We start from the raw sequence: 26263 nt of genomic DNA, 5'->3' as shown, positions 1-26263 counted from the left end.
TGAGCTGCTCATTACCGGTGGAGGACCGAATTCCCATGCGCGGTTCCGCTGCTCCCGACGGCTCGGTGTGGGCCCGGCTGCCGCACGAGCTCGGGGACGCGGTGCGCCCGCGGATCCCGGAGATCGCCCGGGCGTGCGTCGACGTCATCGCCACCGAGATTCCGGAATATTCCGCGAGTTTCGGCCACGGGCCGTCGCGGGCGGTCGCGATCGAACAGGCGCGGCGCGGGATCGAGCGGGACATCGACCGCGTCGGCACGCCGGCGATGTGGCAGGCCGACCGGCTGGCCGAGTTCCGCGGGCACGGGCGCGAAGCGTTCCACAATGGTCTGAGCCGCGAGGCCGTGCAGGCGGCGGTGCGCGTGTCGAGCCGGGTGACCTGGCGCTGGATCGCCGACATCGCCCGGGAAGCCCGCCTGTCGGGCGACGTGCTGTACGGCGCGGCGGAGGGCATGTTCGCCGACGTCGAGACGTCGATGGCGGCGGTCGCCGAGGGCTACAGCGCGGCGGAGGCGGCGATGTCCGGCACGGGCGAGCGCCACCGCCGCCTGCTGCGCGCCCTGCTCGGCGGCCGCACACCGGCCGAAGTGGACGGTCTGGTCGCGGCGTCGGGGCTGCGGGTGCCGGCCCAGGTGGCCGCGGTGGCGTTCCGGGCGCTGCCGGGAGCCCCGGAGTTCCCACCGGACCTGCTGCCGGAGCACGTCCCGGCCGATCCGTCGGGCGACCCACCGGCAGCGCTGTCGTCGGCGCCGGACACGGATCTGGCGGGGTTGCCGGGCCTGCCGGCCGGCTGGACGGCGGCGGTCGGGCCACTGGTGCCGCTGGCGTCGGCGCCGGAGTCGTTCCGGGTGGCGCGCCGAGCGGTGGACCTGGCCGCACGCGGGCTCCTGGACGCGCCGGGCCCGGTGGTCTGGTGCCGCGACCACGTGACGACGCTGCTCCTGCTGGCGGACGAGTTCCTGGCGGCCCAGCTGGCGTCGTCGACGCTCGCGCCGCTGGCGGGGCTGTCGGAGCGACGGCGGGAGCAGCTGGCCGAGACGCTGCTGGCCCTGGTCCGGACGCGCGGCTCGGCCCCGGAGCTGGGCCGGCTGCTGGAGCTGCACCCGCAGACGATCCGGGCGAGGCTGAAGAAGCTCGGCGAGCTGTTCGGGGCGCGGCTGGATGATCCCGGGGAGCGGCTGCGGCTGGAGCTGGCGCTGCTGGCGGAACGAGCTTTGCCGGGCGGCTGAGCGGAGAAGGGTCCCCCGCCGCTCGGCGGTTTCTAGCGGTGGTTGCAACACCTGAGTGTTCAGGAGTTGCTACATGTCCAGCCGAGATCGAGACCGAGCGTTGAGCGGTGTCGTGCGTGGTCCCCATCGGCGTGGCCGAGCGTTGACCGCCGAGCGAGTGGCTTACTTTGCGCTGGTGGAAGCGGGAACTGGCAGCAGAGAAGCGGCCCGGCAGGTCGGAGTGAATTACCGGACCGCGAAACGCTGGCGGGCGGCGGCGGCCCAGGCCACAGCGCCGCCGCTGGTGGAGGTGTCCTCGCGGTTCTTGAGCTTGGACGAGCGGATCCGGCTCGCTGACCGGGTCCGCGAGCCCGGGGTTTCGCTGCGGGCGATCGCGGCGGAGCTGGGGCGCCCGGTGTCGACAATCAGCCGGGAACTGGACCGCAACCAGCAACCGAATGGCACCTACCAGCCCCATGCCGCGCACGAGCTGGCCATGGCCCGGCGGGCCCGGCCCAAGACCAGCAAACTCACTGCCGATCCGGCGCTGCGGGCCATCGTCGAGGATGGGCTGGACACGCGGTGGAGCCCGCAGCAGATCACCCGCAGGCTCCGTCGCGACCATCCCGACCGCCTGGAGTGGCATGTGAGCTGCGAAACCATCTACCAAGCGCTATATCTGCAGGCTCGGGGTGGTCTGCGGCGTGAGGTCGCCGGATGGCTGCGCACCGGCCGCATCGAGCGTCGGGCGCATATCCGCCCGGATCAGCGGCGGCCGCGGATGGCCACCCCGATGGTGATGATCAGCGACCGGCCGGCCGAAGCCGCCGACCGGGCGGTGCCGGGGCACTGGGAAGGCGACCTGATCATGGGCGCCCACAACCGCTCCGCGATCGCCACCCTGGTCGAACGCAATACCCGCTACGTCATGCTGCTGCACCTGCCCGAGGGCTACACCCCGCCCCTGGTCCGTGACGCCCTCATCGCGAAGATCGCCACGTTGCCGGCGCAGCTGAGACGGTCGCTGACCTGGGATCAGGGCAGCGAGATGCACCTGCACGGCCAGTTCACCGCGGCCACGGACATGCCGGTCTACTTCTGCGACCCGCACGCACCCTGGCAACGCGGCTCGAACGAGAACACCAACGGCCTGTTGCGCCAGTACTTCCCCAAAGGCACCGACCTCTCGGTGCACACCGCCGCGCACCTCGATACCGTCGCCACTGAACTCAACGACCGCCCCAGAATGACCCTCAACTGGGACACACCCGCCGAACGCATGACACAGTTACTCAACACCACCCACCAGCAGCAGTGTTGCAATGACCGCTAGAAACCGCCCTCCCTGGGGGGCGTTCCCCGGTCCAGTCTATCGGCGGGGTGCGACGAAACCTGTGGATCGGGCGGTGAGCGCTCGAGATGTCCACATTCGCGCTTGGCTGTGGACAACTCGAAGTGGCCCGGCCCGACGTGCGCTGATTGGCTCTGGGAGCACGACCGGCCCCACCCTAAGCTGCCCGACATGACCGGATTGCTCACCGAACGGCTGCAGCAGGCCTGCGACAACGCCGTCGCGATGTGGACCGCCCTGGCCCGGGCGCGGGGCGATGACGTGCGGGAACGTCCCGCCTACACCGCCATCGACGGCCGCCGGTTCCGGATCATGGTCACGACCGCCGCAAAAGCCGGCCACGGTGAACTGACCGAACTCGCCCGGGAAAAACGCGAGGCGGGCCGGACCGTCGTCGTCGAGGATCCGTTCCGGGTGCTTGACCTCAGCGCCGCCGGGTTCACCGCCCGGCAGCTGCCCGTCATGGTGCGCGAACCCGGGCCCGCGGCCGACCCCGGCGCGCTCACCCGGCTGAGCACCGCCGCCGAGGTCGAAGACATCATCGTGCGGGGCTTCCCGCTCGAGGAGTACGAAGGTGGCGGGGCCTTCCCCGAGACGCTCGCCCACCCGGACCTGACCTTCTTCCGGCACGGCGACGCGGGCGCCTGCGTCACCATGCGCGCCGGCGGGGTCGGGGGCGCCTACTGGGTCACGACCCTGCCCGAACACCGGTCGCGAGGGGTCGGGCGGGCCCTCATGCTCGCCGTCCTACGGCACTTCGACGACCTGCCCGTCACGCTCACCGCCTCGCGGGCCGGCAAGCCGCTCTACGACAAGCTCGGGTTCGATGTCCTCGGGGATGCGAACTGGTGGCGCTGACCGGGGGAACACCCACCGGCGGTAGCCGTACCAGCGGAACGCCGTCCCCGAAAGAGTGCCCAGCACCATCCCCGCCACGAAGTCCGCGATCTCCTGCGCCAGGTAGCTCACGTGCGGTGTCTCCAGCCGCAGCACGTACCGCGAGACCAGCGGTGGCACCAGGTTCACCGCCACCGCGCCCGCGTTGACCACGAAGAACAGCAACGCTTCCCGGGCCCGGTGGTGGCCGCCGCGGTTCGCGAACGACCAGCGCCGGGACAGCAGGTACGCGAACGCCGTCGAGGCCACCGTGGCGAAGAAAAGCGCGGTTACCGGTTTCTCCCGGAACACGGTGAGCTTCAGGCTGTAGTCGCCCAGTAGGGTGACCCCGTACGCGGCCAGGCCGACGACGGCGAAGCGGAGCAGCTCTCGCGGCTCGGGCATGGTTCCTCCAGGTGACGACCCAGGGTGGAGGTCTTTCGATGGCACGCAAGGGCGGTGAGGGTGACATCCCCTCGGTCGCCGAACTGGTGAACCTCTCGCAGACGAAGCCGCTGATGATCCGCGGTGAACTCGACGCGAAGCTCGCCGAGGAAGCCGGGCCCGAGCCGGAGCCCGCGCCCGACCCCCTGGCCATCCTCGACGCCGAGCTGGCCGCCCCCGAACCCGACGACGAACGTCCGCTCGACGCGCCCCCGGCTGACTCGCGCCGCACGAAGCCGTACGTGCTCGCCGCCGGTGGGGCCGTCGCGCTCGGGCTGGCCGCCGTCGTGCTGTTCCAGCCGCACCAGGTCGGCGGGACCGCCGTGCCGCCGCCCGGCGCCTCCGCCCCCGCGCCGCCGCCGGCCTCCAGCGAGGCGGTCGAGACGATGAGCGCGACCGCCGCGCCGACCCCGCTGACCGCCCGGGTGCGCGACACCCCGGCCCGGACCACCGAGGCGCCGGCCGGCGCGGGACGCAAGCCGGCGCGGCCCACGACGTCGGCGCCGCCGCCGGCGCAGGACCAGTGGCAGGAGTACGTGAGCTCGGTGGTCAGCTCGTGGCAGCACCAGCACCCGCACGGCCGGCGCGACCGCTGATCAGCAGTTCGCGCTCGCCGGCTTCCCGGCGATCCGGTCCTTGACGAAGGCCAGGACGTCGGCGTTGCCGGTGTAGACCAGCGTGATGTGGTCGGTGTCGTAGGTCTTCCACGTCTCGGCCACCCCGGCCGCGCAGTACGCCTTGTGCAGGCTGTCGGCCTGCGCGAACTGCACCAGCTGGTCACCGGTGGCGTGGTACTGGAACACCGGCACCTTCGGCGGGCTGCCGCCGAGCTTGTTCTCGGTCAGCCGCGCGACCCACGCGGGCTTGATGTAGCCCGGGCCGGTCGTGTAGTCCGCGATCTTCTGGTTCGCGTACGTCGTGAGCAGCTCGAACGTGCACGCGCTCTGCTTCATCTCGGCGAGCTTCGCGCGGCCGTTGTCGCTGAGGAACGAGTCGAGCTTCAGCTCCGGGTAGGCCTGGTCGAGGCCGAGCAGCGCGTAGGCGAACACGCCGAAGCCGAACTTGCCGTCCAGCTGCAGCGTCACCTGGACGAGGTCCGCCGGCACCCCGCCGGCCGCGATCCCGACGAGGTTCAGCTCCGGCGCGTACGTCGGCTGCAGCTCGCCGGCCCACGCCGCGGCGCCGCCGCCTTGGGAGTACCCGCGGAAGACCACCTTCGACGTCGCCGACAGCCCGGCCGCGGGGAGCCGCTGGGCCGCGCGGACGCCGTCGATCACCGCCGGGCCTTCGGAGCGGCCCACGACGTAGGTCGTCTTGGGCGTGCTCTGGTAGCCCTCGTAGTCCGGGACGGACACCGCGTAGCCCGCGTCGAGCAGGTCGTCGAGGCCGGGCTGCTCGTAGAACGCGCCGATGTCGATCATCTTCGACGGCGTGCAGCCGAACGCCGGCCCGTGCGTGCCGGGGTCGAACGAGACGATCGGCGCGCTCGCGCGGTCGGCGTTCTTCGGCACCAGCACGGTCCCGGTGACGGCGTCGGGCTGCCCGAGCGCGTTCGTCGACAGGTACATCACCTGCCACGCGTCGACGGAACCCTTGCGTGGCCCCGCGTTCGACGGCCGCCAGCGGAGGACGTCACCCGGTTTTCCCGCGGGCAACGGCGAAGGCGGGGTGTAGAACGAGTCGTCCGAGGGGCCGGGTTCCGAGGCCGCCGACGCCGCGGGCGCGAACACGCCGGCCAGCGCCAGCGCCAGGAAGACCGCCGGCACGCGCCGGGCGATCACGAGCCGGTCCCGTAGACGCGCTTGCAGGTCGCGGACTCGCCGAAGGCCAGGTTCAGCTCGGGGTTCGCCTTGAGGTCCTTGATCGGGCCCTCCGGGTCGGCGAGCTGGCCCATCGTCGAGTCGGCCTCCGAGATGACCTGGCGCAGGCTCGGCTGGTCGGTCACCTTCGCCTGCTCCATCTTGGACTTCGTCTCGGCGAGCTTGGTCTTGGTCTCGGTGAGGTTGCCGGTGGCCTTGTCCACCGCGGACTGTCCATCCGGGACGGGCGGGACGCCGGCGGTGCGGATGCCGCCCGCCATGTCGTCGAGGGCCGAGCCGAGGCGGCCCAGGAAGTCGACCATCGCGTCGCGGGTCTTGACCGGGTCGGCTTCGTCGACCGCCGGCGGCTGGGACAGCTTCGCCGAGCCCGCGGCCACCCCGGTGCAGACCTTGTCGGCCCAGGCCAGTGCCGCGGGGTCGGCGTGCCGGCCGGGGTCGGCGGGTGCGTCCGAGCCACAGGCGGCGCACGAGAGAAGTGCGGCCGCCGCCATGCCGAGCACCGCGCTGTGCATTCTTTTCATGGGTTTCGAAGCTACGCGGCGCGGTTGTGTGCGAGCAAGGAGAGAAAAGCGGATTGGCACTCGCGTCAACATTCCGCGGTGCGGACTTGTCACGCGCGTCAGCGCTTCGGCGGGGCCGCTGCGCTGGGGAAACTCTCCTTGCCCTGCTAGGAACGCCGACCCGGTGGCGTGCCGGCGTGACAATTTGCGGTGCCGGTGTGACCTTTTTACCGAAAGCTCTTGAACGGCGCCAGCGGCGCTCGTTAGCTTACGGTCCGGTCGCGATTTACAAGCGCCGTTTCGTATCACTGTTGATACACGGAAGGACCATCGTGAGTCACCCAAGAGGCAAGAAGAAGACGGTCGCGGCCGCCGCGGCCACGGCCGCGGTGGGGCTCGTCGCCACCGCGCTGGTGCTCGGGGCGCAGACGAGCGCCGCCGACCCGATCTCGCTGACGCTGAACTACCACTGCACGCTGCCGCTGGTGGGTTCGCAGTCGCTGAAGGTGGTGATCAACACCGACCTGCCGACCACGGTGAACACCGGCCAGCCGACCGGCGCGTTCGACATCAAGGCGGTGTCCACCATCAACGCGGACACCGTCGCCGGCCTGAGCCTGATCGGCGCCACGACCATCGAGGGCACCGCGACAGCCGCCGCGACCGTCGCGGCGCCGAGCCTCAACCTGCCGGTCAACGTCCCGATCACGCTCGACAAGACGAACATCCCGGCCTCGGGTGAGCTGAACATCAACGCGTCCGGCAAGACGCCGTCGCTGACGTTCACCCAGCCCGGCCAGGCGAAGATCACCGTCGGCGACCTGCAGCTCAAGGTCACCCCGCGCAAGGCCGACGGCTCGGTCACCGGCATCACGCCGGACGGCACGATCGACGCGCCCTGCACGCAGGACGCCGGCCAGAACAACACCCTGGCCACGATCACCATCGCCGGCGGTGGGGGGACGACCCCGCCCACCACCACTCCGCCGACGACGACCCCGCCCACCACGACGCCGCCGACGACCACCCCGCCGACGACGACCCCGCCGGGTGGTGGCATCAAGTACTCCTTCGGCATCACCGGGTCGACGTCGCTGAAGTCGCTCGGCAGCACCGCGCCGATCACCGGCTCGTTCGACGCCGACGTCAACCTGTCGGCCAAGACGTTCACCGGCGACCTGAAGCTGGACCCGACGCACACCGACTTCAAGCTGTTCGGCTTCCTCCAGGGCAGCTCGGACGTCAAGGTCGTGCAGAACGGCCAGCAGTCGGGTGAGCTCGTGGGCACCGGCTTCAAGGCGCACATCAAGTTCGACACGTTCCTCACCACGGTCAACCTGTTCGGCATCCCGATCAGCACCGACCCGAAGTGCGGCACGACCACGTCGTCGACCAGCGAGATGACCACCGGCCCCGACTTCGACCTGCTCAAGGGCGGCAAGCTGGCGGGCACGTACTCGCTGTCCGCGCTGCAGAACTGCGGCCCGTTCAACGACATCATCAGCGCCTTCGCCAAGAGCGACGGCAACAAGCTGGACCTCGTGCTCACCAAGAAGTGACCCGAACTACCGGCCCCCGCCGCGCCGCGGCGGGGGCCGGTGCCATGCCCTGCTCAGATGGGAGAGCCCGTGCGGAAAGCCCGGTGGTTGCTCGCGGCGGGCCTCGCCTGCCTGACGGTCGTGTCGGCCCCGGCCGCCGCTTCGGCGTCGACACCGATCGACAAGAAGCTGAGTTTCACCTGCCCGTTCCCGTTGATCGGCCTGCAGAAGCTCGACGTCGAGGTGAAGGCGTCGTTCGAAGTGCCGTCGGCGCCGGGTGGCACGTTCACGACCGCGGACCTCGCGGTCGCGGTGACCGTGCCGGACAAGTCCACCCGCGGCCTGGCCCTGGTCGGCGCGGCGAGCATCGAAGGGACGGCGTCCGCAGGGGTGACGCTGGCCAACGGCCCGCTGACGCTGCCGCTGAACCTGCCGCTCACGGTCGCGAAGACGCCGGTGCCGCAGGCGGGGCCGTTCACCACGAACGCGTCCGGCTCGGTCCCGCCGGTGCAGCTGCCGAACGCGGGCCGGACGACGCTGACGATCGGGGACTTCAGCGCGCGGCTCACGCCGAAGAAGGCCGACGGCTCGTTCACCGGGCTCGGCTCGTTCACCTCGGACTGCACGCTCGATCCCGGCCAGGACCCGGTGCTGTTGAGCTTCGACGTCGGCGCGGCTTCGCGCGACTACGGCGTCACCGGCACGACGACGTTGAAGGCGCTCGGCGCGACCGCGCCGCTCACCGGGTCGTTCACGGGGTTCAGCCCGGCGTTCGACCGGACGCGGGCCGAGTTCAAGGTCTTCGGGTTCGTGCCCGGAACGGCCGACCTGCAGTTCAGCCCGGACGGCCCGCAGACCGGCGAGATCACCGGCGACGGCTTCGTCGCGCACGCGAAGCTCGCGCTGGCGCTGCCGCAGGTGACGTTGTTCGGGCTGCCGGTCGCCGACGCGGGCTGCCACGCGAGCGCGTCGATCCCGGTGGACCTGAAGACGGGCGCCGGGTTCACGCTCGCCTCGGGCGGGCCGCTGAGCGGGCCGTACGCGATCCCAGCGCTGACCGGCTGCGGCGCGTTCACCGCGTACCTGAGCTCGCTGGTCCAAAGTGACGGCAACACGTTCGCCGTCACGTTGGCCGCGCGCCGGCCGGGGTTCACCTCGGGCCGGTAGCTGTGAGCGAATGCTCGCCACCGCCGCGCCCGCGGAGGCGGCCGGGCTCGCCCGGGACCCGGTGGCGGTGGTCTACGACCGCGACCACGCGCTGCACGTCCTCAACGGCGGCGCGACCGACGACGAGCTGACCTTGCGGACGCTCGCGTCGAGCGCGTGGGCGTGTCGCCGCTCTGCTACCGCGACCGCGGCGAACTCCCGAAGTCGGCGTACGCCACCGCGGGCGGCGACGTGTGGCTGACCGGCGACGCGCACCTGGAGAACACCAGCGCTGACAACGAGGAACAGTTCGCCCTCGACGACACCGACGGCACCTGGCGCCGTTCGTGGACGTCAGAGCTGCGCCGCGAAGCCGTCTCGATCGCGCTCGCCGGGGGCGCGAACGGGCGCAGCGCGAGCCGGATGCCACCGACGTCGGCACCTTCGTCGCCGAATACGCCCAGAGGATCGGGGAGTTCCACGGGACCGGCGACGAGGCGAGCCAACGGCTGACGGCGGGCAACACCTCCGACCTCGTCGCGAAGTGGACCAAGCCGGATCCGGAGCTGCAGACGGTGTCCGCCGCGACGCGTACGCAGCTCGTCGACGCGATCGCCGCCTACCGCACCACCGCCGGCCAGCTGCTGAAGACGTCGGAAGCCGTCGTGAAGGACGTGCGGCGGCGGACCGGCGCGGGCACCGGCAGCCTCGGCCGGTTCCGCTGGTACGTGCTCGTCGAGGGCGACACGTCCGCGGCGTCCGACGACCGGATCCTCGAGGTCAAGCAGGAGGTCGACCCGGCGCCCTGCGCTGGCTCGCCAACCAGTCCGACCCGCTGGCCGGCTGGGCGAGCGTCGGGAGCACGCCGGTGCTGGTGAAGGAGAAGTCGCCGTTCGCCGAGGACCTGGAGATCGGCGACCTGACGTCGTCGGCGGTCTGGGACGACACCGTCCGCGACGTCGGCCGCCTGCTCGCGTTGTTCTGAGCTGTCGAATTCGTGCCTTCTCGCGGGACGGGGTAGGAAAGGACCCAGAACCGAGAGGAACCGGACATGGCGCAGTACGCGGTGCTGATCTACGAGCGCGTCGCCCCCGAAGACCTGCCGAAGGAGATCATGGACCGGCACCTGGGACTGCCGGACCTGATCGCCTCGAAGGGCGGCAAGGTGACGGCGGGCCTGGCGTTGCAGCCGAACGAGACGGCCACGGCGATCCGCGGCGACCTGGTCACCGACGGGCCGTTCGTGGAGACCAAGGAGGTGCTGGCCGGGGTGTACGTCCTGGAGGCCCGCGACCTCGACCACGCGCTGGCCTGCGCGAAGCTGACGCCGGTCGTCGAAGGCGGCATCGAGGTCCGGCCGCTGGTCGACTTCCAGGTGGTGCCGGACTGAGCTCGGTCGCCGACGCCGTCGCCGAGGCGCACCGTCGCGAGTGGGCCTACGTGCTCGCCGCGACGGTGCGCGTCACGCGCGACCTCGACGAAGCCGAAGAGGCCGTCCAGGACGCGTACCTCCAGGCCCTGAAGCGCTGGGAGAGCGACGGCGTCCCGGCGCGGCCCGGCGCGTGGCTGACCACGGTCGCGCGCCGGCGGGCGCTCAATGTCGTCCGGCACCGGGAAGTGGTGCGGCGCAAGCTGCCGCTGCTGGTCGAGCCGGACGTCGACGAGCCGCCCGAGCCGATCCCGGACGACCGGCTGCGGCTCGTCTTCACCTGCTGCCACCCGGCGCTGGCGCAGGAAGCCCAGATCGCGCTGACGCTGCGGCTGGTGTGCGGGGTCGCGACGGCCGACATCGCGCACGCGTTCCTGGTGCCCGAGCCGACGATGGCCGCGCGGCTCACCCGCGCCAAGAAGAAGATCGCCGCCGCGCGGATCCCGTACGCGGTGCCCTCGCCCGAAGACCTGCCCGCGCGGGTGTCGGTCGTGCTGACCGTGCTGCACCTGCTCTACTCGGCCGGGCACACCGCGCCCACGGGCGACGACCTGGTGCGCGACGAGCTGACCGGCCGCGCGCTGGACCTGGCGCGGATGCTGCGGGCCCTGCTACCCGCCGACACCGAGGTCGCCGGGCTGCTCGCGCTCCTGCTCGTCCACCAGGCCCGCCGCGCCACCCGCGTGGACGACGCAGGCCGTCTCCTGCGGCTGGAGGACCAGGACCGCTCCCGCTGGGACACCGCGATGGTCGCCGAAGCCGACCGGCTCGTCGTCGAAGCGCTGAAGGGCGGCCCGCCCGGGCGGTTCAGCGTCCAGGCCGCCATCGCCGCGTTGCACGCGCAGGCGCCGAGCTTCGCCGAGACCGACTGGCCGCAGATCCTGACCCTGTACGACGTGCTGCTGCGGCTGTGGCCGTCACCGGTGGTGGCGCTCAACCGCGCGGTCGCGCTGTCGATGGTGGCCGGCCCGGAGGCGGCCCTCGGCGAGATCGCCCGCCTGGAGACCGACGACCGACTCGCCGGCTACCGCTACCTGCCCGCCACGAAGGCGGACCTCCTGCACCGCCTCGGCCGCGACGCCGAAGCGGCCGAGGCGTACCGGGCCGCGCTCGCGTTGAGCGGCAACGCCGTCGAGCAGGAGTTCCTCGCCGCGCGCCTCAGCGGCGCCTGACGAAGTACGGCGCGGCGCCGTCCCGGTACATCAGGACCCAGCCGGTGATCGACAGGCCCAGCGTGCCCAGGAAGAACACCAGGTGTGCGATGTCGCCACTCCGCATCGGGTCCGCGCTCGCGAGCACGAGCAGCTGGATCACCACGTTGAGGACGCCCAGCACGCCGGCGATCGCCAGCAGCCTGCGTGCCCAGCCCGCGCCGCGGTACATCCCGTGCACCAGCAGGGCCCACAGCCCGCCCAGCAGCAGGAACGTGACCACCGCGATGTCGGCGGGGAGCGGACCTTGCGTCGTCCTGGTGACCACGGAGCCGTCGCCGGCCGACCCGGATTCGGTCATCGTGAACCGGAAGAGGGTGCTGTCCAGCAGCTGGCTGAGCAGCGAGCCGAGGAACCAGCACACGACCGCGCCCCACCAGGCGAACGCGGCGCGCCGGACCGGCTCCGGCCGCTCGACCGGGGCGGCCGCGTACGGCGGCGCCGGCGGGAAGTACCGCGGCGGAATCCCCTCGCCGCCCCCCTGCGATTCGGCCATGCGCGCAGGGTAGGCCCGGGACACGCGGTCGCGGCACGGTCGTGCGCCGAACCGTTACGCACCCGGTGCCCCACCGGGGTGCTATAAATCGCTACCCCGGTGGGACCGGTTTCGCGGCCGTAGGCGGCCGCCGCCGGTGCCGCTAGGGTGATCGTCGGGATGTGCTGGCTCGCACGCAGCCGAACGGGAGAAGCCGGTGACCACCGCGCAGGACTCATCGTGGGACTCCGGCACCCGCTTGCGCGTGCTGCTGATCGAGGACGACGACGGCGACGCGCTGCTCGTCGAGGAGATGCTGGCCGACACGGCGGTGGCGTTCTCGCTGGAGCGCGTCGAGACGCTCGCCGCGGCGCTGGCCGAGCCGCTCACCGCCGACTGCGTCGTGCTCGACCTGCAACTGCCCGACGCGATGGGCCTCGGCGGCCTGACCCGCCTCGGCCAGTACGCGCCCGGTGTCGCGATCGTCGTCCTGACCGGGCAGCACGACCAGGCCACCGGCGTCGCCGCGGTCGCCGCCGGCGCGCAGGACTACCTCGTCAAGGACCAGGTCGACGGGCCGCTGCTGGTGAAGGCGCTGCGGTTCGCCCGCGAACGCAAGCGCGCCGAGCAGGTCGAGCAGCAGTTCCTGCAGCAGCAGCTGCTGGCGCGGGAGAACGCGCGGCTCGAACGCGGGCTGCTGCCCGTCCCGCTGCTGCGCGACCCGCACCTCGACCTGGCGTCCCGCTATCGCCCGGGCCGCAACGGATCCCTGCTCGGCGGCGACTTCTACGACGCGGTCGAGCTCGCCGACGGCTCGGTCCACATGATGATCGGCGACGTCTGCGGGCACGGCCCGGACGAGGCCGCGCTCGGTGTCGCGCTGCGGATCGCGTGGCGCTCGCTGGTGATGGCCGGCCTGCCGATGGCCGACGTGCTCAGCATGGTCGAACGGGTGCTGGTGCACGAGCGGATCGAGCCGCTGTTCGCCACGGTCTGCATGGTCGTCGTCGCGCCGGACCGGCGGTCCCTGCGCCTTTCGCTGGCCGGGCACCTCCCGCCGCTGCTGCTCACCCCCGGCGACGGGCACCTGCTTTCCGGCGCACGCCTCGGCGTCCCGCTCGGCGTCGTCGAAGGCACGAAGTGGGAGGCGCTCGAGGTGCCGCTCGACCCCGGGTGGTCGCTGCTGCTCTACACCGACGGCGTGTTCGAAGGCCGCGTCGGCGCCGGTTCGGAACGGCTCGGGCACGAGCGGATGGCCGACATCGTGCTCGCCATCCGGCGCGAGACCGGCCTCGGCGGCACGGACCTGCTCGATGAGCTGATCGCCCGCGCCGAACGCCTCAACTCCGGCCCGCTTGACGACGACGTCGCCCTCGCGCTGCTGAACCACGATCCACGGAGGACGGCCGATGAGCGCTGAGGCACGCGGCTGGCCGATCCGCCGGTGGCTGACCCTGTTCGCCGCCGCCGAAGCGGTGCTGCTGCTCGCGGCCCTGGCCGGCGGCGCGATCGCGCTGAACAACCTCACCGAAGCACGCAACAGCCTCCTCGACGTCATCGGGCCCCAGCGGCTGGCCGCGACGCAGCTGTCGACCGCGCTACTGAACCAGGAAACCGGCATCCGCGGCTACCAGCTCGGCCGCCGGCCCGACTTCCTCACCCCGTACAACGAAGGGCGGCAGGCGCAGGGCACCGCCGTCACCCAGCTGCGCGAGCTCGGCGCCCTCCCCGGCACGCAGGCTGGCGACGACCTGGAGAGCGTCCTGCACGCGGCCACCACCTGGCAGGCCGCGGCGGCGCCCAGCGTCGAGCCCGGCGCGAGCCCGCTCACCCCGGCGCAGATCGAGCGCGGCCGGACCCTGTTCGACGTGGTGCGCCGGGCGCTGGACACCCAGTTCGAGCACCTCACCGCCGTCCGCGATACCGGCCGGGCCGACCTCGACGGCGCGGGCAGCTTCCTGACCGCCATGCTGATCGCCATCGCGGTGCTGGTCGTGCTGCTGTTCGTGGTGCTGTTCCTCGGCTTGCGGCAGGTCATCACCCGGCCCATCCTGCGGCTGGCCGGCGAGGTCCGCCAGGTCGCCGACCAGGACGTCCACCGTGCGGTGAACGGCAGCGGCCCCCGCGAGATCGCCCAGCTCGGCGCCGACGTCGAGGTCATGCGGCTGCGGATCCTCGACGAGGTCGCCGAGCTCGAGCGGGCGCACGCGATGCTGGACAAGCGGACGCGTGAGCTGGAGCGGTCCAACGCCGACCTCGAGCAGTTCGCCTACGTCGCTTCGCACGACCTGCAGGAGCCGCTGCGGAAGGTGGCCAGCTTCTGCCAGCTGCTGCAGAAGCGCTACCAGGGCCTGCTGGACGAGCGTGGCGAGCAGTACATCGAGTACGCCGTCGACGGCGCGAAACGCATGCAGGTCCTGATCAACGACCTGCTGGCGTTCTCCCGCGTCGGCCGGAAGCCGGGCGAGCACGTTGTCGTCGACGCGGGCCGGCTGGTCGACGACGCGGTCGCGAACCTCGAGGTCGCGCTCTCCCTCAGCGGTGGCAAGGTCGACCGCGGCGAGCTGCCCGAGGTGCGCGTCGAGCCGGCGTTGATGACGGCCGTGTTCCAGAACCTGATCGGCAACGCGCTGAAGTTCAAGGGCGAGGCGCCGCCGGAGGTGCGGGTCAGCGCGGAACGCGACGGCGCCGACTGGATGTTCGCGGTGCGGGACAACGGGATCGGCATCGAAGCCGAGTACGCCGAACGGATCTTCGCGCTGTTCCAGCGGCTGCACACCCGCAGCGCCTACCCGGGCACCGGCATCGGCCTGGCCCTGTGCCGCCGGATCGTCGAGCACCACGGCGGCCGGATCTGGCTCGACACCGAGGCCGAGGGCACCACGATCCGCTTCACCCTGCCGGCCGCCGAGGACGATGGAGACGCATGACGCAGGCGACTGTTCCGATCGACATCCTGCTCGTCGAGGACGACCCCGGCGACGTGCTGATGACGCGGGAAGCGTTCGAGCACCACAAGATCCGCAACGCCCTGCACGTCGTGAGCGACGGCGTCGAGGCGCTCGAGTTCCTCAAGCGGGAAGGGCGGTTCGCGGCGGTGCCGCGGCCGGGGCTGATCCTGCTCGACCTCAACCTGCCCCGCAAGGACGGCCGGGAGCTGCTGGGCGACATCAAGCAGGACCCGGACCTGCGCACCATCCCGGTGGTCGTGCTGACGACGTCCGAGGCGGAGGAGGACATCGTGCGCAGCTACGACCTGCACGCCAACGCCTACGTCACCAAGCCGGTCGACTTCGAGAAGTTCGTCGAGGTGGTCCGGAAGATCGACGAGTTCTGGGTCACCGTCGTGCAGCTCCCGCACCGGTGACCCGCGTCGTTGGCGCGGTGGCGGCGATTGGGGCACGATAAGGGGCCGTGACCTCTTCATCACGGGATTTTCCCGCCCTCGAGCTGGTGGTCACGCTCGAGTGGCGGGGCAAGGCCGCCGTGCTGCGCGTGGCGGGGGAGATCGACCTGCTCAGCGCGCCGGAGTTCGAGGAAGCCGTCGACACCGTGCTGGCCGAGGGGCCCGAGGTGGTGGTGGTCGACCTGCGTGCGGTGACGTTCTTCTGCTCGGCGGGCCTGCAGGTGCTCGCGTCCGCCCAGCGCGGGCTGGCCGAGCGCGCGCTGCGCGTGGTCAGCGACTCCGCGGTCACGACGGGACCGTTGAAGACCACCGGGCTCGACACGTGGATCGGCATCCACGCGACGGTCGACGAAGCGCTCCGCCCGTGACGGCCCCGGAGGAACAGATGCGTGAATCCGCCGGCCCGTTCCGCAGCCACGGCGTGCGGGCCGTGCCCGAGGCGCTGCGGCGGCTGCGCCACGAGCTGACGGCGTGGGTGCTGGCGGCCGGCGTCGACGCGGCCCGGGCCCGGGACATCGTGCTGGCCAGCTACGAGGCGCTGGCCAACGTCGCCGACCACGCCTACGACGGCGCGGACGGCGGCCTGGTCGACCTCGACGCGTCGGTGTTCCCCGACCGGCTCGAAGTGGTCATCTCCGACCACGGGAAGTGGCGGCGGCCGGTGCCGGACCCGCGTCCGGTCTCCCCGCGGGGCCGCGGCTTGCTGCTGCTGCGGGCGAGCGCGGACCGGGCCGACATCTCCTCCGGCGACGGCGGCACGGTCGTCACCCTGGGCTGGGATCTGGCGCCGGCCTGAATTTTTTCGCGGCGGGTGTCGAACGGCGCCGGGCGCGTTCGTAGCCATGGTGAGAGACCCCCACCGAGGAGGACACCATGACCGCGACCTACACCTTCGACATCTTCTGCAGCCTCGACGGCTTCGGCTCCCACACCGGCGACTGGGGTGGCTACTGGGGCAAGCAGGGCCCGGAGTTCCTCGCGCACCGCCTCGAGACCTACCGCGACGAGCAGCGGATGGTCTTCGGCGCCACGACGTTCCGGGACAACGTCGAGATGCTGGGCGGGATCGACCCCGAGGTGCTGGACCCGTGGGTCACCCGGCTGCGGAGCCTGCCGGCGACGGTGGTGTCGAGCACGCTGCGCGAGCCGCTCGACTGGCCGGACGCGACGGTCGCCGCCGGCGACGCCGTCGACGTCGTCACCCGGCTCAAGAAGGAGTCCGCGGTGCCGCTGCGCTCGCACGGCAGCCTGACGTTGAACCAGTCGTTGCTGGCCGCCGGCCTGGTCGACCGCGTCCAGGTGACGGTCTTTCCGGTGATCACCGGCAAGACCGGCATCCGCCCGATCTTCGGTGACGCCCCCGACCTCGACCTCGAGCTGCTGGAGAGCCACACCTTCGACGGCAACACCCAGGTGCTGGTCTACCGCCCCACCCTGCACGGCTGAGCGGGTCGTGAGTGGTCGGGGCGGTTAGAACCGCCCCAACCACTCACGACCGCTTACCGGTGGGTGACGGCGCCGGTCTTCGGGTCGAGCGTGACCGCCTTCGCCTCCGGCCACCAGAAGTTGAACATGCCGGTCAGCGACCCGGCCCGGGAGTCGAACGACGAGTCGCCGATGCGGCCGGCGAACCAGTTGTCCTCGATGAACTTCAGCACCGAGGTCTGGTCCGTCTGCGTGTGGTCGACGTGGTTCACCTTGCTGTAGGGCGAGATCACCAGCAGCGGCAGCCGCGGGCCGTAGCCGCAGCGGTCCGCGTACGTGCCCACCTTCGTCGGCTTGCCCGTGCACACCGCCTGGTCCTGCGACGCGTCGTGCGAGCCGTTGACGATCGGCGACTTCTGGTGGTCGTACCAGCCGTCGGAGTCGTCGTAGGCCAGCACGATCGCCGTGGACTTCCAGTCCGGGGACTGCTGGATCTTGTTGATCTCGCTGACCACGAACTGCTGCTCGTCCAGCGGGTCCGAGTAGCCCGCGTGGCCGTCCTGGTACTCCGGGGCCTTCAGGAAGCTCACCGCGGGCATCGAGCCGGCCTTGAGCGAGTCGTTGAAGTCCGAGATGTCGTACTGGTGGTTCGCGCGGTCGGTCTGCCCGATCGCCTGCACCGACGACGGCGGCAGGTGCTTCGGGTTCGCCGTCGACGGGTAGTACTGGAACGGCTCGTGGTGCGGGCTGTAGTCCACCGCGGCGTTGCCGCCGATGTTGGTGTGGGTCTGGCCGCAGACCGAGTAGCCGTTCGCGGTGCCGGTCGGGCGGAAGCCGCCCTGGAACCAGCCCCAGGTGACGTGGCGCTGGTTGAGCAGGTCACCGACGTTGCGGCCGTGCATGGTGGCCAGGTTGTCGGTGCTCGTGTGGTTCTTGTCCGAGCAGTCGTCCCACGCCGGGTCCGGGTCGTTGATCATCGTGCCGACGCCGTTCGCGTCCGGCGACTGCACCGCGTACGCGTCGCTGACCGGCTCATGGGTCACCGAGTCGACGGCCTGGACGCCGTGGGTGTTGCCCGAGATCAGGTTGATCGCACCCGGCGTCGAGGGCCCGAAGTTCGTGTCGAACGAGTTGTCGTTCAGCGCGTAGTGCTGCGCGTAGTTCCACATGCCGGTGACGGTGTTGCCGTCGAAGTAGTCCATCACCAGGCCGGGCTCGCCGAACAGCACCGGCTGGCCGGTGCACTTGTCCGTCTCGGTCTTCTCGACGAACTTGTCCATCTTGCCGCCGTTGAAGGCGGCCTGCTCCGCGCCGTAGTTGTGGTTCTGGTCGCAGGTCAGCGCCTGCTCGTGGGTCAGGCGCTTCGGGTTGTAGGCGTTCGGGTTGTCCGTCAGCAGCTTGTGGTCCAGGCCGTTGACCTTCGGGGTGTTGCGCGCGGCCTGGAACGGCGTGCCGTCGGTGTTGGCCGCGTTCGGGTAGGTGCCGAAGTAGTGGTCGAACGCGATGTTCTCGCCGAAGATGACGACGACGTGCTTGATCGGCGTCGCCGTCGGGATCCAGTGGGCGGGGAACAGGTTCAGCGGCTGGGCCTCCGCCGTGGTAGACGCGGAGCCGGTGACGATGGCCAGTGTGGCGACCGAGGCCAGTGCCCCGGCGCCGAGCAGGCCACGCCGTCGCCGGCGGGTTCTCTTGTCCACAGTGGATTCCTTTCGTGGTGGTGGGTTCGCGGCTCAGGCGAGTAGAGCGCGGCCGAAGTGGTCGTCCGGGCCGGTGACGCCCGGCAGCGCGAAGAAGTAGCCGCCGCCGAACGGGGAGATGTAGTCGGTGAGGGGTTCGTCGGCCAGCCGCGTCTGGGTCGCCTCGAACTGGCGCTCCAGATCCTGCTGGTAGCAGACGAAGATCAGGCCCATGTCGAGGTTGCCGTTGGTGTCGACACCGCGGTCGTAGTTGACCGCGCGGCGCAGGATCCGGCTGGCGTCGGTCTCCGGCGTGCGCGGGTTGGCCTTGCGGATGTGGCTGGTCAGCGGGATCACCGTGCCGATCGGGTCGTCGGCGTACTTCGGGACGTCCGTCTCCTGCGTGCCGTCGAGCGGCGCGCCGGTGTCGCGGCGGCGGCCGAACATGTTCTCCTGCTCGGCCAGCGAAACCCGGTCCCAGAACTCGACGAGCATCCGGATCAGCCGGACCACCTGGTAGCTGCCGCCCGCGGCCCACGCCGGCTCCCCGGCGCCGGTCCACACGAGACGGTCGAAGTCGGCCTCTTCGGGGTTCGCGGTGCCGTCCTTGAAGCCCATCAGGTTCCGCGGGGTCCCGGCCGGGCGCGGCGGTGAGCTGAAGCCGTTGAGCTTCCAGCGCAGCTGCATGCCGCCGCGGGTCGCGCGGGCGATGTCGCGCAGCGCGTGCAGGACCGTGTCGGTGGAGTTCGCCGAGAGCGTCAGGCTGAGGTCGCCGTGGCACTGCGCCGGGTCCAGCGCGTCGTTCGGGAACATCGTCATCGGCTTCAGCTTGGCGGGCTTGGCCTTCGCCAGCCCGAACCGGTCGTCGAACAGCGACGAGCCGACGCCGAGGACCACCCCCAGGTCGCCACCCGGCACGACCGGCCCCAGCACGCCGGAGTCGGCGGGTGGCGCGGTGATGCCCAGCGCGGCGGGCGCGCCGCCGCCGGTGAGGAACCGGGCCCGGTCGGTGACCGCGCGGAACAGGTCGGTGAGCTCGGCCTTCGACTCGGCGACGACGTCGAAGGACGCGACGATCGTCTGCGTCGGCGGCACCCGCAGGATCGCGGCCTGGTTCCGGCCGTGGAACGGCACCGGCGCCGTGGGATCGGTGACCGCGGCGGACGCGCCGAGCCCGGCCCCGGCGGCGACGGTCAGGCCGGCGCCCACCGCGGCCCGGCGCAGGAAGGAGCGGCGGGGGAGGTCCGTCACGAGACCCTCCTCGGCTCGGCGATCGCCGCGATCGGGGCCAGCAGCTCGCTCAGCTCATTGACGTCGGCGTTCAGCTTCTGCCGTTGTTTCTGCGGCAGCTGCGCCAACGGCGTCCAGCTGCCGTCCGGGTGCCGCTGAGCGTCCAAAGTGGTCTGCGTGCGCGTCAGCCAGGTGTCCACTTTGGCCAGGTCCGGGTAGCGCGGGGTGAGCAGCGGGCGCAGCACGTCGAGCACCGCGCGGGTGCCGTCGAGGTTGGCGCGGGCCGTGGCGAGGTTCGTGCCGCTGCCGTAGTCGGTGCGGCCGGTGAGTTCGAACTGCAGCGTGTTCTCCATGATCTCGTGCGCGCGCAGCCCGAGGTCGTTCCCGTCGACCTGGCTGTCGCCGAAGGACGCCTGCAGCGCGCGGGCGTCGGTGTCCAGCTGGTCGGCGACGGCGCCGAGCGCGCCGAGGTCTTCGCCGTGCCAGAGGCCCTGTTCGAGGCGGTGGAAGCCGGTGAAGCCCGCGTCGGCCGTGCCGTCGGGGAGGCCGTCGGCGGTGCCGTTGAGGGCGCCGTCGGAGTCGCCGAACGCGTCGTAGGCCGCGCCGAGGCGTTCGTAGGTCAGGTGCGCGGTCAGCCAGGCGGCCTCGCTCGCCGCGCGGTCGCTGCCGTGGATCGCGTTCTTCAGCGCGCCGGTGTTCGCGACCAGCTCGCCGAGGCCGGTCGTGACGTGCGCCTGGTAGGCCTTGAGCGGCCCGAGCAGGTCGTTGTGCGTCACCGGGGCGACCCCCGGCCCGGTCCGCGCGGCGCCGCCGCTGACCTGCACGGCCGGCCCGACGATCGCGCCGGCGTCTTCGGGCAGGCAGCGGAACGCGTAGCTGCCGTTGCCGAGGTTGACCTGCAGCGGCCGGGTCGTGGCCGGGCCGAGGCCTTCGACCTCGCCGTAGATCACGCCGGTCGCCGGGTCGATCAGGTCGACCTCGGCCGTCACGGAGCCGGTGTTGTGCAGGCGGAACGTCTGCGGCCCGGGCTTCGGGTCACTCCAGCCGGTGCCGCACGCCGAGCGCGACACCGCGATCTCGGGATCGCCGGCGGTAGCACTGTCGGGCCAGAACGCCACGACAGCACCCGCCGCGGCGGCCACGACCACGGCCGCCACGATCCAGCGAGTACGCACAGTCCCCGGCACGCACGCTCTCCCGTCACTCGATCGGACCATTCCCGGTCACGGATTATGCGAGCCTAACGCCGGGAAAACCGCAACGGAGGACGCCGAGAGTAGGAAATTCACCGGGACTTCGGCGAGGCGACCACGAAAGAGGGAGGATTCAGACTTATACCTGTGCCAGATCTGTCGGTTTGGTCCGATTGGTCGCGCTCACGGAAGGGGGACGCCGGTCTCCAGCAGCGTCTTCAGGCTGGAGAGCAGGGCGGGCCAGCCCTGGCTGCACATCGCGAGCGTCGTGCTGTTGTCGTCGAAGCCGTCATGCAGCACGGTCAGCTTCACCATTTCCCCGTGCGGTTCGAGGGTGAAGGTGACTTTCGAGCGGCTTTCCGCCTGCAGTTTCGCGAGCGTTTCGTCGTCGATCCCATTGGCTTTCGCCCATTCCGCGGTGAAGGTGTGCCAGGTGTAGGAAAGGCGGCGGTGCGGATCCGATTCCAGGACGACCTGTTCGGGGTGACTGGTTTTCGCACCGCTTTCCACCCAGGCCATCGGCGAGCCCTTCGTCCAGTCCGTTTCGAAGGAGACACCCCAGTACTGCGCGGTGAAAGCCGGTTCGGTAAGCGCTTGCCAGAGCTTTTCCGGGGTGGTGTTGATGTAGGTGGTGTAGGCGAATTCGTTCATCGGCTCGGCCTCCAAAGCTCGTTTGAGGTCGGCGAGCGCTCCGGCCCGCCGGCGGTCGTAGCGGTTCATCCAGCGCTCGGCGATCGCGTTGATCGGCGCGGCGTCGAGGTGGTGCAGCTTTTCCCGGCCGCGCCGGCTCGTGGTGACCAGGCCGGCCGCCTCGAGCACGGCCAGGTGCTTGCTCACCGACTGGCGGGCCATGGTCAGGCCCGCGCACAGCTCGCGCAGGGTCTGGCCGTTGCGCTCGTTGAGCACGTCCAGCAGCTGGCGGCGGCTGGGGTCGGCCAGCGCCTTGAACACCTCGTCCATCGCGCCTTCCCTCGACATGCAGCCAACTGGCTGCCTATCCCACGATAGGCAGCTGTCAGGCTGCATGTCAACCGGGGGTCAGCGGAAGCGGAGCGCCGTGATGCCGGCCAGCACGAAGAACACGAGGACGACCAGCGTGCCGGTCTGCCCGCCGGACGAGCGCGTCACGACCTGCTCGACGGCCCCGGTCAGCCGCACCCCGCACTCCGCGATGACGGTGTGCGGCCCGGCCTCGATCCGGGTGAACTCGACCGCCGCGGTGAAGGCCCCGGTGGCGTCGGTGTAGGCGGAGCCGACCTCGGCGCCGTCGGAGGTCAGCGTGACCATCCGGCTCGGCTCGCAGCCCTTTCCGGACGCCGACAGCTCGTCGCCGGGCTGGACGCTCGGGTGGTCGAGCACCAGTTCGCCGGGCTTCGGCTCGGTGCTGGTGGTCGTCGGGGTGCCGGGGGTCGTGGGGGTGGTCGACGTCGGCGGGGTGGTCGTGGTGGTCGGCGGTGGGGTGGTGGTCGTGCTCGGCGGGGTCGTGGTGACGCTGGGCCGCGTCGGGCGCGTGGTGACGGGCGGAGGCGTGGTGGTGGTCGGTGGCGGCGGGGTGGTCGTGGTGACGCCGGTGACCGTGAAGGTGCCGCTGGCGGTTTCCTTCTGGCTCGTGCAGGTCGCGGTGACCGTGTGCGCGCCCGGCGCCGCGCCCGCGGGTACGGCGGTGCCGAACTGCCCGCTGGTCGCCGGTGCCACTTTCGAACCGAGCGAGGTGCCGTCCCAGAAGAAATTGATGATCCGGCACACCGCGAAACCGTTCCACGAAATCGTGAAAGAACTGCCCGCCGGACCGGTTGACGGTTTCAAACCAACCGAAGGCGGAACCTGTGCGTTGCCCGTTCCTGCGGTCACGAGCAGCAGCAACGTTCCGGTCACGGCGCCGAAAAACAGCCGAACCACGAATCGCATCGGACGTCCCTCCCCGGTGTGTGCTCGCTGTAGCATTCCGGACCAGTCGGATAAGGCAAGTAGGGGATGCCCAATGGGACGTGTCATCGCGGCGGGGGTTGCGTTGGGTTTGTGCGTGGTGCTGCTCGGCGCGCCACCGGCGTCGGCCGACTCCGGCTCGCTCGGCGTGCGGGTCTCGATCGACAAGGAGCCGATCGCCGACGCCACCGTCCCGATCGACCCGGCGAAGCAGGTCGAGCTCCAGGTCGTGGCCACCAACTCCGGCAACGCCCCGGTGAAGGTCCGCAGCGTGCGGCTCTCCGGCGTCGCCCTCGCGCTGACGTTCTTCGCCTACGACACGACCGCGCCGTTCGAGGTGCCGGCTCGCGGCACGGTCACCCGGACGTTCGTGCTCGACCTCGGTGACCTCGCCGGGCAGGCGACCGGGCTGCTGCCGTCGTCGGTCGAGCTGCTCGACGCCCAGCGCGTGACGCTCGGCGAAGCGACGACGGTCGCGGACGTGCGGGGCTCGGTCTGGTCCGTCTACGGCGTCTTCGGCCTGGCGATGCTCGTGCTCACCGTCCTGGCCTGGCTGACGGCGCTGCTCGCGCTGGCCCGGCACCGGCTGGCGCCCAACCGCTGGCGCCGCGGCCTGCGGTTCCTGCCCGCCGGGTTCGGCACCGGCCTGGTCGCGGTGATCACCCTTTCGGTGCTGCGGCTGGTGCCGCCGGAGCCGGCGATCGAGCTGCCGGTGGTGCTCGGCGCCGCGGCGATCGCGTTCCTGCTCGGCTACCTGACGCCGCACCCGGCGCCGCCGCGGGTCGTCACCGACAGCGACCGGACGGTGCGGCTGGCCGTCCCGCCCACGCAGGAATTCACCCGATGAGCGCACCGGCCGAGCTGGTCGCCGCGCTGCCGCAGTACGAGATCGGGGCGGAGATCGGCGAAGGCGGCATGGGGGTCGTGTTCGCCGGCACGCACCGGACGCTCGGGCGCAGCGTCGCGATCAAGCAGCTGCCCTGGGACGTGCTGAACCACGCGGCGAGCAGCGAGCTGTTCGACCGCGAGGCGCGGGTGCTGGCCAGCCTCGACCACCCGCACATCGTGCCGGTGTACGACTACGTCCGGACGGGCCGCGAGCACCTGCTGGTGATGGAGCGGCTCGACGGCGGCACCGTGCACAGCCGGTTCCACGGCGGCGGCGTCAGCGGTGAGCAGGCGTGCGCGATCGGCCTGGCGATGCTCGCCGGGCTGCACGCGGCGCACGGGGCGGGCGTGCTGCACCTGGACGTCAAGCCGCGGAACCTGCTGTTCACGCTGCGGGGCGTGGTGAAGGTGGCGGACTTCGGGATCGCGCGGGTGATCAGCGAGGGCGCCACGCTGGTCACGCACGGCGGCGAGATCCTCGGCACGCCGGCGTACATCGCCCCGGAGCAGGCGATGGGCAACGCGCTGAGCCCGGCGGCCGACGTCTACGCGGCCGGCACGGTGCTCTACGAGCTGCTGTCGGGGCAGCTGCCGTTCGACAACACCCGCGGCGCGATCAGCATGATGCGCCAGCACATGTTCACCGACCCGCGCCCGATCGCGGGGGTCCCGATGCCGATCGCGGGCGTGATCATGCGCGCGCTGGCCCGCGAGCTGGACGCGCGCTACCGCGAGGCGGAGTCGTTCGCGGCGGACCTGGCCGGCGCGGCGAGCGCGGTGTACGGGCCGGGCTGGCTGGAGCGTTCCGGGGTGCCGGTGCTGCACCTGACGCCGAGGGTGATCGCGGGCCTGAACTCGCCGACCGCGCCGGCACCGCCCGGGGAGGAGCGAACCCGCCCGGTGCGGCGCCCAGCGGGCCCGAACGCGACACTGGCGGCAACGAGCGGCTCGCTGGATCCGGCTCAGGGCGCCGCTTCGGGGCCGGGTGGCGCTGGGGTCGGCCTGGCCGGCGGTGCGGGTGCGGGCGGTGGCCTGGCTGGCGGTGCGGGTGCCGGCTCGGGTGCCGGGCTGGCTGGCGGCACCGGCCCTGGCGGTGCGGGCGCTGGCTCGGGTGCCGGGCTGGCTGGCGGTGCCGGCCCTGGCGGCGCGAGTGCCGGGCTGGCTGGCGGCGCCGGCCCTGGCGGCGCGAGTGCCGGCGTGGAGGGTGGCCGCGATTCCGGCTGGGCGGGGGCGGGGTCCGGTTTCCCGGGCGCGGCCGGATCCGACACCGGCCGCGATTCCGGCTGGGCGGGCGAAGGTGCAGCCGGTGCTTCACAAGCCGCCGTGCTCTGGCTGCGGCTGGCCGCCGGGGTGGCCGCGGTCGTCCTCGTCGTGCTCGCCCTGCTCAACCCCGCGCGCCTGCCGCACGAGGCGTCGGCCTCGCTGAACCTCGGGGGGCAGCCCGTGGCCACGCCCGTCGAAGTCGACCTGAGCAAGCCGCTCGCCGTCACCGGCGCCGGGAACCCGGGGCGGGTCTCGCTCGACCTCTCCGCCGCCGGGATTCCGCTCGGCTCCGCCGCCGCCGACGCCAAGCCCGACGGCAACGGCTTCACCGCGCAGCTCACCCTGCCGGGGCTCGCGCGGTGGATCGTCGGGGGCGCCGTCACCGCCACCGTGCGGACCGGGTCGGTCACCCAGACCTTCACCCTGCTCACCAGCCAGCACCCGCTCGCCAGCGCGATGGGCGCGGGCAGCCTGATCCTGGCGCTGTTCGGGCTCGCCTACCTCGAATCCGGGCTGCGGACCATCCGCAACGGCCACCGCTGGCGGGGCGCCACGGTCGGCGGGCCCGTGCTCGGCCTGCTGTTCGGCGCCGCCGTGTGGCTGTGCGTTTCGGTGCTGCGCGTGCACGAACCTTCGCCGGGGTTCGGCGCCGGGTGCGCCGTCGCCGGGGCGCTGGCCGCCGGGCTCGTCGTCGCCGCGGCGCGGCGACGGTCCACTGTGGTCAGTCGACCATCCGGACGGTGACGTGCGGGCTGTAGCTCTTGCGCCGGCTCCACCCGGTTTCGGCGCACAGGCTCAGCTGGATCGAGCGGTCGGCGGGCGCCCAGTAGCCCGTGCGGACGAAGTAGCCCTCCATCGTGGTCAACGCGCCGAGCCGCTTGCGGGCCGAGCACATCTCCCAGCCCCACTGCCGCCCCGACTTCTCGACGCCGTTGCGGCGTACGGACAGGCACGGGTTGCCGACCGCGCGGATGTCGGTGTCACCCTCCGTGACGTACACGACGCCGTCGATCTTGTAGAACCGGTTGTTGTCGAGCAGCGACACCTGCCCGGACAGCGTGACCCCGACGCGGCCGCCTTCGTCGCCCGTGAGCGTCCAATCGAGACAGAATTCCTGGACCGGGAGTTCCAGCGACTGGGTCATGTCGTTCCCCTTGGTTCGAGCCGAGTCCTTATCCGAAGATAGGGCTTTTCCGGGCGCCGGGAAGGGCTGCGGGCGATCTTCACCCGAAGCGGTCCAGGCCGTCGGATGCCTTGT

Annotated in this window: 30 protein-coding genes; 20 read left to right on the top strand and 10 right to left on the bottom strand. The window is 71.7% G+C overall.

Going from position 1 to position 26263, the window contains the following annotated elements:
* The first annotated feature begins 35 nt into the window (after positions 1-35).
* The 3 genes from M8542_RS23675 to M8542_RS23665 all read left to right on the top strand — a co-directional run bounded on the left by M8542_RS23675 (position 36) and on the right by M8542_RS23665 (position 3417).
* Positions 36-1229 (top strand): PucR-like N-terminal domain-containing protein, encoded by a 1194-nt coding sequence (locus M8542_RS23675; protein ID WP_257922402.1) that lies wholly within the window; start codon positions 36-38, stop codon positions 1227-1229.
* Between the two features lie 73 nt (positions 1230-1302).
* The gene (locus tag M8542_RS23670; protein ID WP_257922401.1) at positions 1303-2541 is read left to right on the top strand and encodes an IS30 family transposase; all 1239 of its coding nucleotides are present in this window, start codon (positions 1303-1305) and stop codon (positions 2539-2541) included.
* A gap of 189 nt (positions 2542-2730) precedes the next feature.
* Positions 2731-3417 (top strand): GNAT family N-acetyltransferase, encoded by a 687-nt coding sequence (locus M8542_RS23665; RefSeq protein ID WP_257922400.1) that lies wholly within the window; start codon positions 2731-2733, stop codon positions 3415-3417.
* Here M8542_RS23665 and M8542_RS23660 read toward each other — a convergent pair.
* Positions 3307-3840: a GtrA family protein gene (locus M8542_RS23660; RefSeq protein ID WP_257922399.1), complete on the bottom strand. Its 534-nt coding sequence runs from the start codon at positions 3838-3840 to the stop codon at positions 3307-3309. The two genes, M8542_RS23665 and M8542_RS23660, sit on opposite strands and share 111 nt — an antisense overlap.
* A gap of 38 nt (positions 3841-3878) precedes the next feature.
* Between M8542_RS23660 and M8542_RS23655 the strand changes: the two genes are divergently transcribed.
* A complete protein-coding gene (locus M8542_RS23655) occupies positions 3879-4475 on the top strand; it encodes a hypothetical protein (RefSeq protein ID WP_257922398.1) in 597 nt (198 codons plus the stop codon).
* Here the strand turns inward: M8542_RS23655 and M8542_RS23650 are convergent, their stop codons facing one another.
* On the bottom strand, positions 4476-5660 hold the full coding sequence (locus M8542_RS23650) for a lipase family protein (RefSeq protein ID WP_257922397.1): 1185 nt from the start codon (positions 5658-5660) through the stop codon (positions 4476-4478).
* Positions 5657-6220 carry a hypothetical protein gene (locus M8542_RS23645; protein WP_257922396.1) on the bottom strand — a complete coding sequence of 188 codons (564 nt, stop codon included), beginning with the start codon at positions 6218-6220 and terminating at the stop codon, positions 5657-5659. The genes M8542_RS23650 and M8542_RS23645 overlap by 4 nt, the downstream gene beginning before the upstream one ends.
* A 311-nt stretch (positions 6221-6531) precedes the next feature.
* Here M8542_RS23645 and M8542_RS23640 point away from each other — a divergent pair, with 311 nt between their 5' ends.
* The 8 genes from M8542_RS23640 (at position 6532) to M8542_RS23610 (ending at position 11484) form a co-directional block, all read left to right on the top strand.
* Complete coding sequence (locus M8542_RS23640) at positions 6532-7758, top strand: DUF6801 domain-containing protein (RefSeq protein WP_257922395.1); 1227 nt, start codon at positions 6532-6534, stop codon at positions 7756-7758.
* A 69-nt stretch (positions 7759-7827) separates the two neighbouring features.
* Positions 7828-8904 carry a DUF6801 domain-containing protein gene (locus tag M8542_RS23635; protein WP_257922394.1) on the top strand — a complete coding sequence of 359 codons (1077 nt, stop codon included), beginning with the start codon at positions 7828-7830 and terminating at the stop codon, positions 8902-8904.
* Positions 8905-8914: 10 nt separating this feature from the next.
* On the top strand, positions 8915-9145 hold the full coding sequence (locus M8542_RS23630) for a hypothetical protein (RefSeq protein WP_257922393.1): 231 nt from the start codon (positions 8915-8917) through the stop codon (positions 9143-9145).
* Positions 9061-9396 (top strand): DUF2252 family protein, encoded by a 336-nt coding sequence (locus tag M8542_RS23625; RefSeq protein WP_308210278.1) that lies wholly within the window; start codon positions 9061-9063, stop codon positions 9394-9396. Before M8542_RS23630 ends, M8542_RS23625 begins: the two co-directional genes overlap by 85 nt.
* 62 nt (positions 9397-9458) lie before the next feature.
* A complete protein-coding gene (locus tag M8542_RS23620; protein WP_257922392.1) occupies positions 9459-9761 on the top strand; it encodes a DUF2252 family protein in 303 nt (100 codons plus the stop codon).
* The gene (locus M8542_RS50655; RefSeq protein ID WP_372508584.1) at positions 9689-9868 is read left to right on the top strand and encodes a DUF2252 family protein; all 180 of its coding nucleotides are present in this window, start codon (positions 9689-9691) and stop codon (positions 9866-9868) included. Before M8542_RS23620 ends, M8542_RS50655 begins: the two co-directional genes overlap by 73 nt.
* A gap of 66 nt (positions 9869-9934) precedes the next feature.
* Positions 9935-10273, top strand: coding sequence for a YciI family protein (locus M8542_RS23615; RefSeq protein WP_257922391.1), 339 nt, complete (start codon positions 9935-9937; stop codon positions 10271-10273).
* Between the two features lie 50 nt (positions 10274-10323).
* Positions 10324-11484, top strand: coding sequence for an RNA polymerase sigma factor (locus tag M8542_RS23610; RefSeq protein ID WP_308210277.1), 1161 nt, complete (start codon positions 10324-10326; stop codon positions 11482-11484).
* On the opposite strand, the gene M8542_RS23605 is transcribed toward M8542_RS23610, so the two are convergent.
* The gene (locus M8542_RS23605; protein WP_257922390.1) at positions 11471-12019 is read right to left on the bottom strand and encodes a hypothetical protein; all 549 of its coding nucleotides are present in this window, start codon (positions 12017-12019) and stop codon (positions 11471-11473) included. The two genes, M8542_RS23610 and M8542_RS23605, sit on opposite strands and share 14 nt — an antisense overlap.
* 196 nt (positions 12020-12215) lie before the next feature.
* On the opposite strand from M8542_RS23605, the gene M8542_RS23600 reads away from it, so the two are divergent.
* From M8542_RS23600 to M8542_RS23575, 6 genes are all read left to right on the top strand, one after another.
* Entirely contained in the window at positions 12216-13418 is a 1203-nt protein-coding gene (locus M8542_RS23600) for a PP2C family protein-serine/threonine phosphatase (RefSeq protein ID WP_257922389.1), read from the top strand.
* The gene (locus M8542_RS23595) at positions 13408-14928 is read left to right on the top strand and encodes a sensor histidine kinase (RefSeq protein WP_257922388.1); all 1521 of its coding nucleotides are present in this window, start codon (positions 13408-13410) and stop codon (positions 14926-14928) included. The genes M8542_RS23600 and M8542_RS23595 overlap by 11 nt, the downstream gene beginning before the upstream one ends.
* The gene (locus M8542_RS23590; protein WP_257922387.1) at positions 14925-15365 is read left to right on the top strand and encodes a response regulator; all 441 of its coding nucleotides are present in this window, start codon (positions 14925-14927) and stop codon (positions 15363-15365) included. Before M8542_RS23595 ends, M8542_RS23590 begins: the two co-directional genes overlap by 4 nt.
* Positions 15366-15412: 47 nt before the next feature.
* Positions 15413-15772 (top strand): STAS domain-containing protein, encoded by a 360-nt coding sequence (locus M8542_RS23585; protein WP_257922386.1) that lies wholly within the window; start codon positions 15413-15415, stop codon positions 15770-15772.
* A 17-nt stretch (positions 15773-15789) separates the two neighbouring features.
* Positions 15790-16200, top strand: coding sequence for an ATP-binding protein (locus M8542_RS23580; RefSeq protein WP_257922385.1), 411 nt, complete (start codon positions 15790-15792; stop codon positions 16198-16200).
* 77 nt (positions 16201-16277) lie between these two features.
* The gene (locus M8542_RS23575) at positions 16278-16850 is read left to right on the top strand and encodes a dihydrofolate reductase family protein (protein ID WP_257922384.1); all 573 of its coding nucleotides are present in this window, start codon (positions 16278-16280) and stop codon (positions 16848-16850) included.
* A gap of 53 nt (positions 16851-16903) precedes the next feature.
* Here M8542_RS23575 and M8542_RS23570 read toward each other — a convergent pair whose 3' ends face one another.
* The 5 genes from M8542_RS23570 to M8542_RS23550 all read right to left on the bottom strand — a co-directional run bounded on the left by M8542_RS23570 (position 16904) and on the right by M8542_RS23550 (position 22623).
* Complete coding sequence (locus tag M8542_RS23570) at positions 16904-18526, bottom strand: phospholipase C (protein ID WP_257922383.1); 1623 nt, start codon at positions 18524-18526, stop codon at positions 16904-16906.
* A 33-nt stretch (positions 18527-18559) separates the two neighbouring features.
* Positions 18560-19756 (bottom strand): Dyp-type peroxidase, encoded by a 1197-nt coding sequence (locus M8542_RS23565; protein ID WP_257922382.1) that lies wholly within the window; start codon positions 19754-19756, stop codon positions 18560-18562.
* Entirely contained in the window at positions 19753-20910 is a 1158-nt protein-coding gene (locus M8542_RS23560) for an EfeM/EfeO family lipoprotein (RefSeq protein ID WP_308210282.1), read from the bottom strand. The genes M8542_RS23565 and M8542_RS23560 overlap by 4 nt, the downstream gene beginning before the upstream one ends.
* Before the next feature lie 201 nt (positions 20911-21111).
* Positions 21112-21888 (bottom strand): ArsR/SmtB family transcription factor, encoded by a 777-nt coding sequence (locus M8542_RS23555; RefSeq protein ID WP_257922380.1) that lies wholly within the window; start codon positions 21886-21888, stop codon positions 21112-21114.
* A gap of 78 nt (positions 21889-21966) precedes the next feature.
* A complete protein-coding gene (locus M8542_RS23550) occupies positions 21967-22623 on the bottom strand; it encodes a hypothetical protein (protein WP_257922379.1) in 657 nt (218 codons plus the stop codon).
* Between the two features lie 286 nt (positions 22624-22909).
* On the opposite strand from M8542_RS23550, the gene M8542_RS23545 reads away from it, so the two are divergent.
* Positions 22910-23701, top strand: a complete 792-nt coding sequence (locus tag M8542_RS23545; RefSeq protein ID WP_257922378.1) for a hypothetical protein — start codon at positions 22910-22912, stop codon at positions 23699-23701.
* Positions 23698-25749 (top strand): serine/threonine-protein kinase, encoded by a 2052-nt coding sequence (locus M8542_RS23540; RefSeq protein ID WP_257922377.1) that lies wholly within the window; start codon positions 23698-23700, stop codon positions 25747-25749. The genes M8542_RS23545 and M8542_RS23540 overlap by 4 nt, the downstream gene beginning before the upstream one ends.
* On the opposite strand, the gene M8542_RS23535 is transcribed toward M8542_RS23540, so the two are convergent.
* Positions 25727-26149 (bottom strand): hypothetical protein, encoded by a 423-nt coding sequence (locus M8542_RS23535; protein WP_257922376.1) that lies wholly within the window; start codon positions 26147-26149, stop codon positions 25727-25729. The genes M8542_RS23540 and M8542_RS23535 overlap by 23 nt on opposite strands.
* Between the last annotated feature and the right edge of the window lie 114 nt (positions 26150-26263).

This window comes from Amycolatopsis iheyensis, from assembly GCF_024703995.1.
Classification (GTDB): Bacteria; Actinomycetota; Actinomycetes; order Mycobacteriales; family Pseudonocardiaceae; genus Amycolatopsis; species Amycolatopsis iheyensis.
This window is presented reverse-complemented; position numbering and strand designations above follow the sequence as displayed.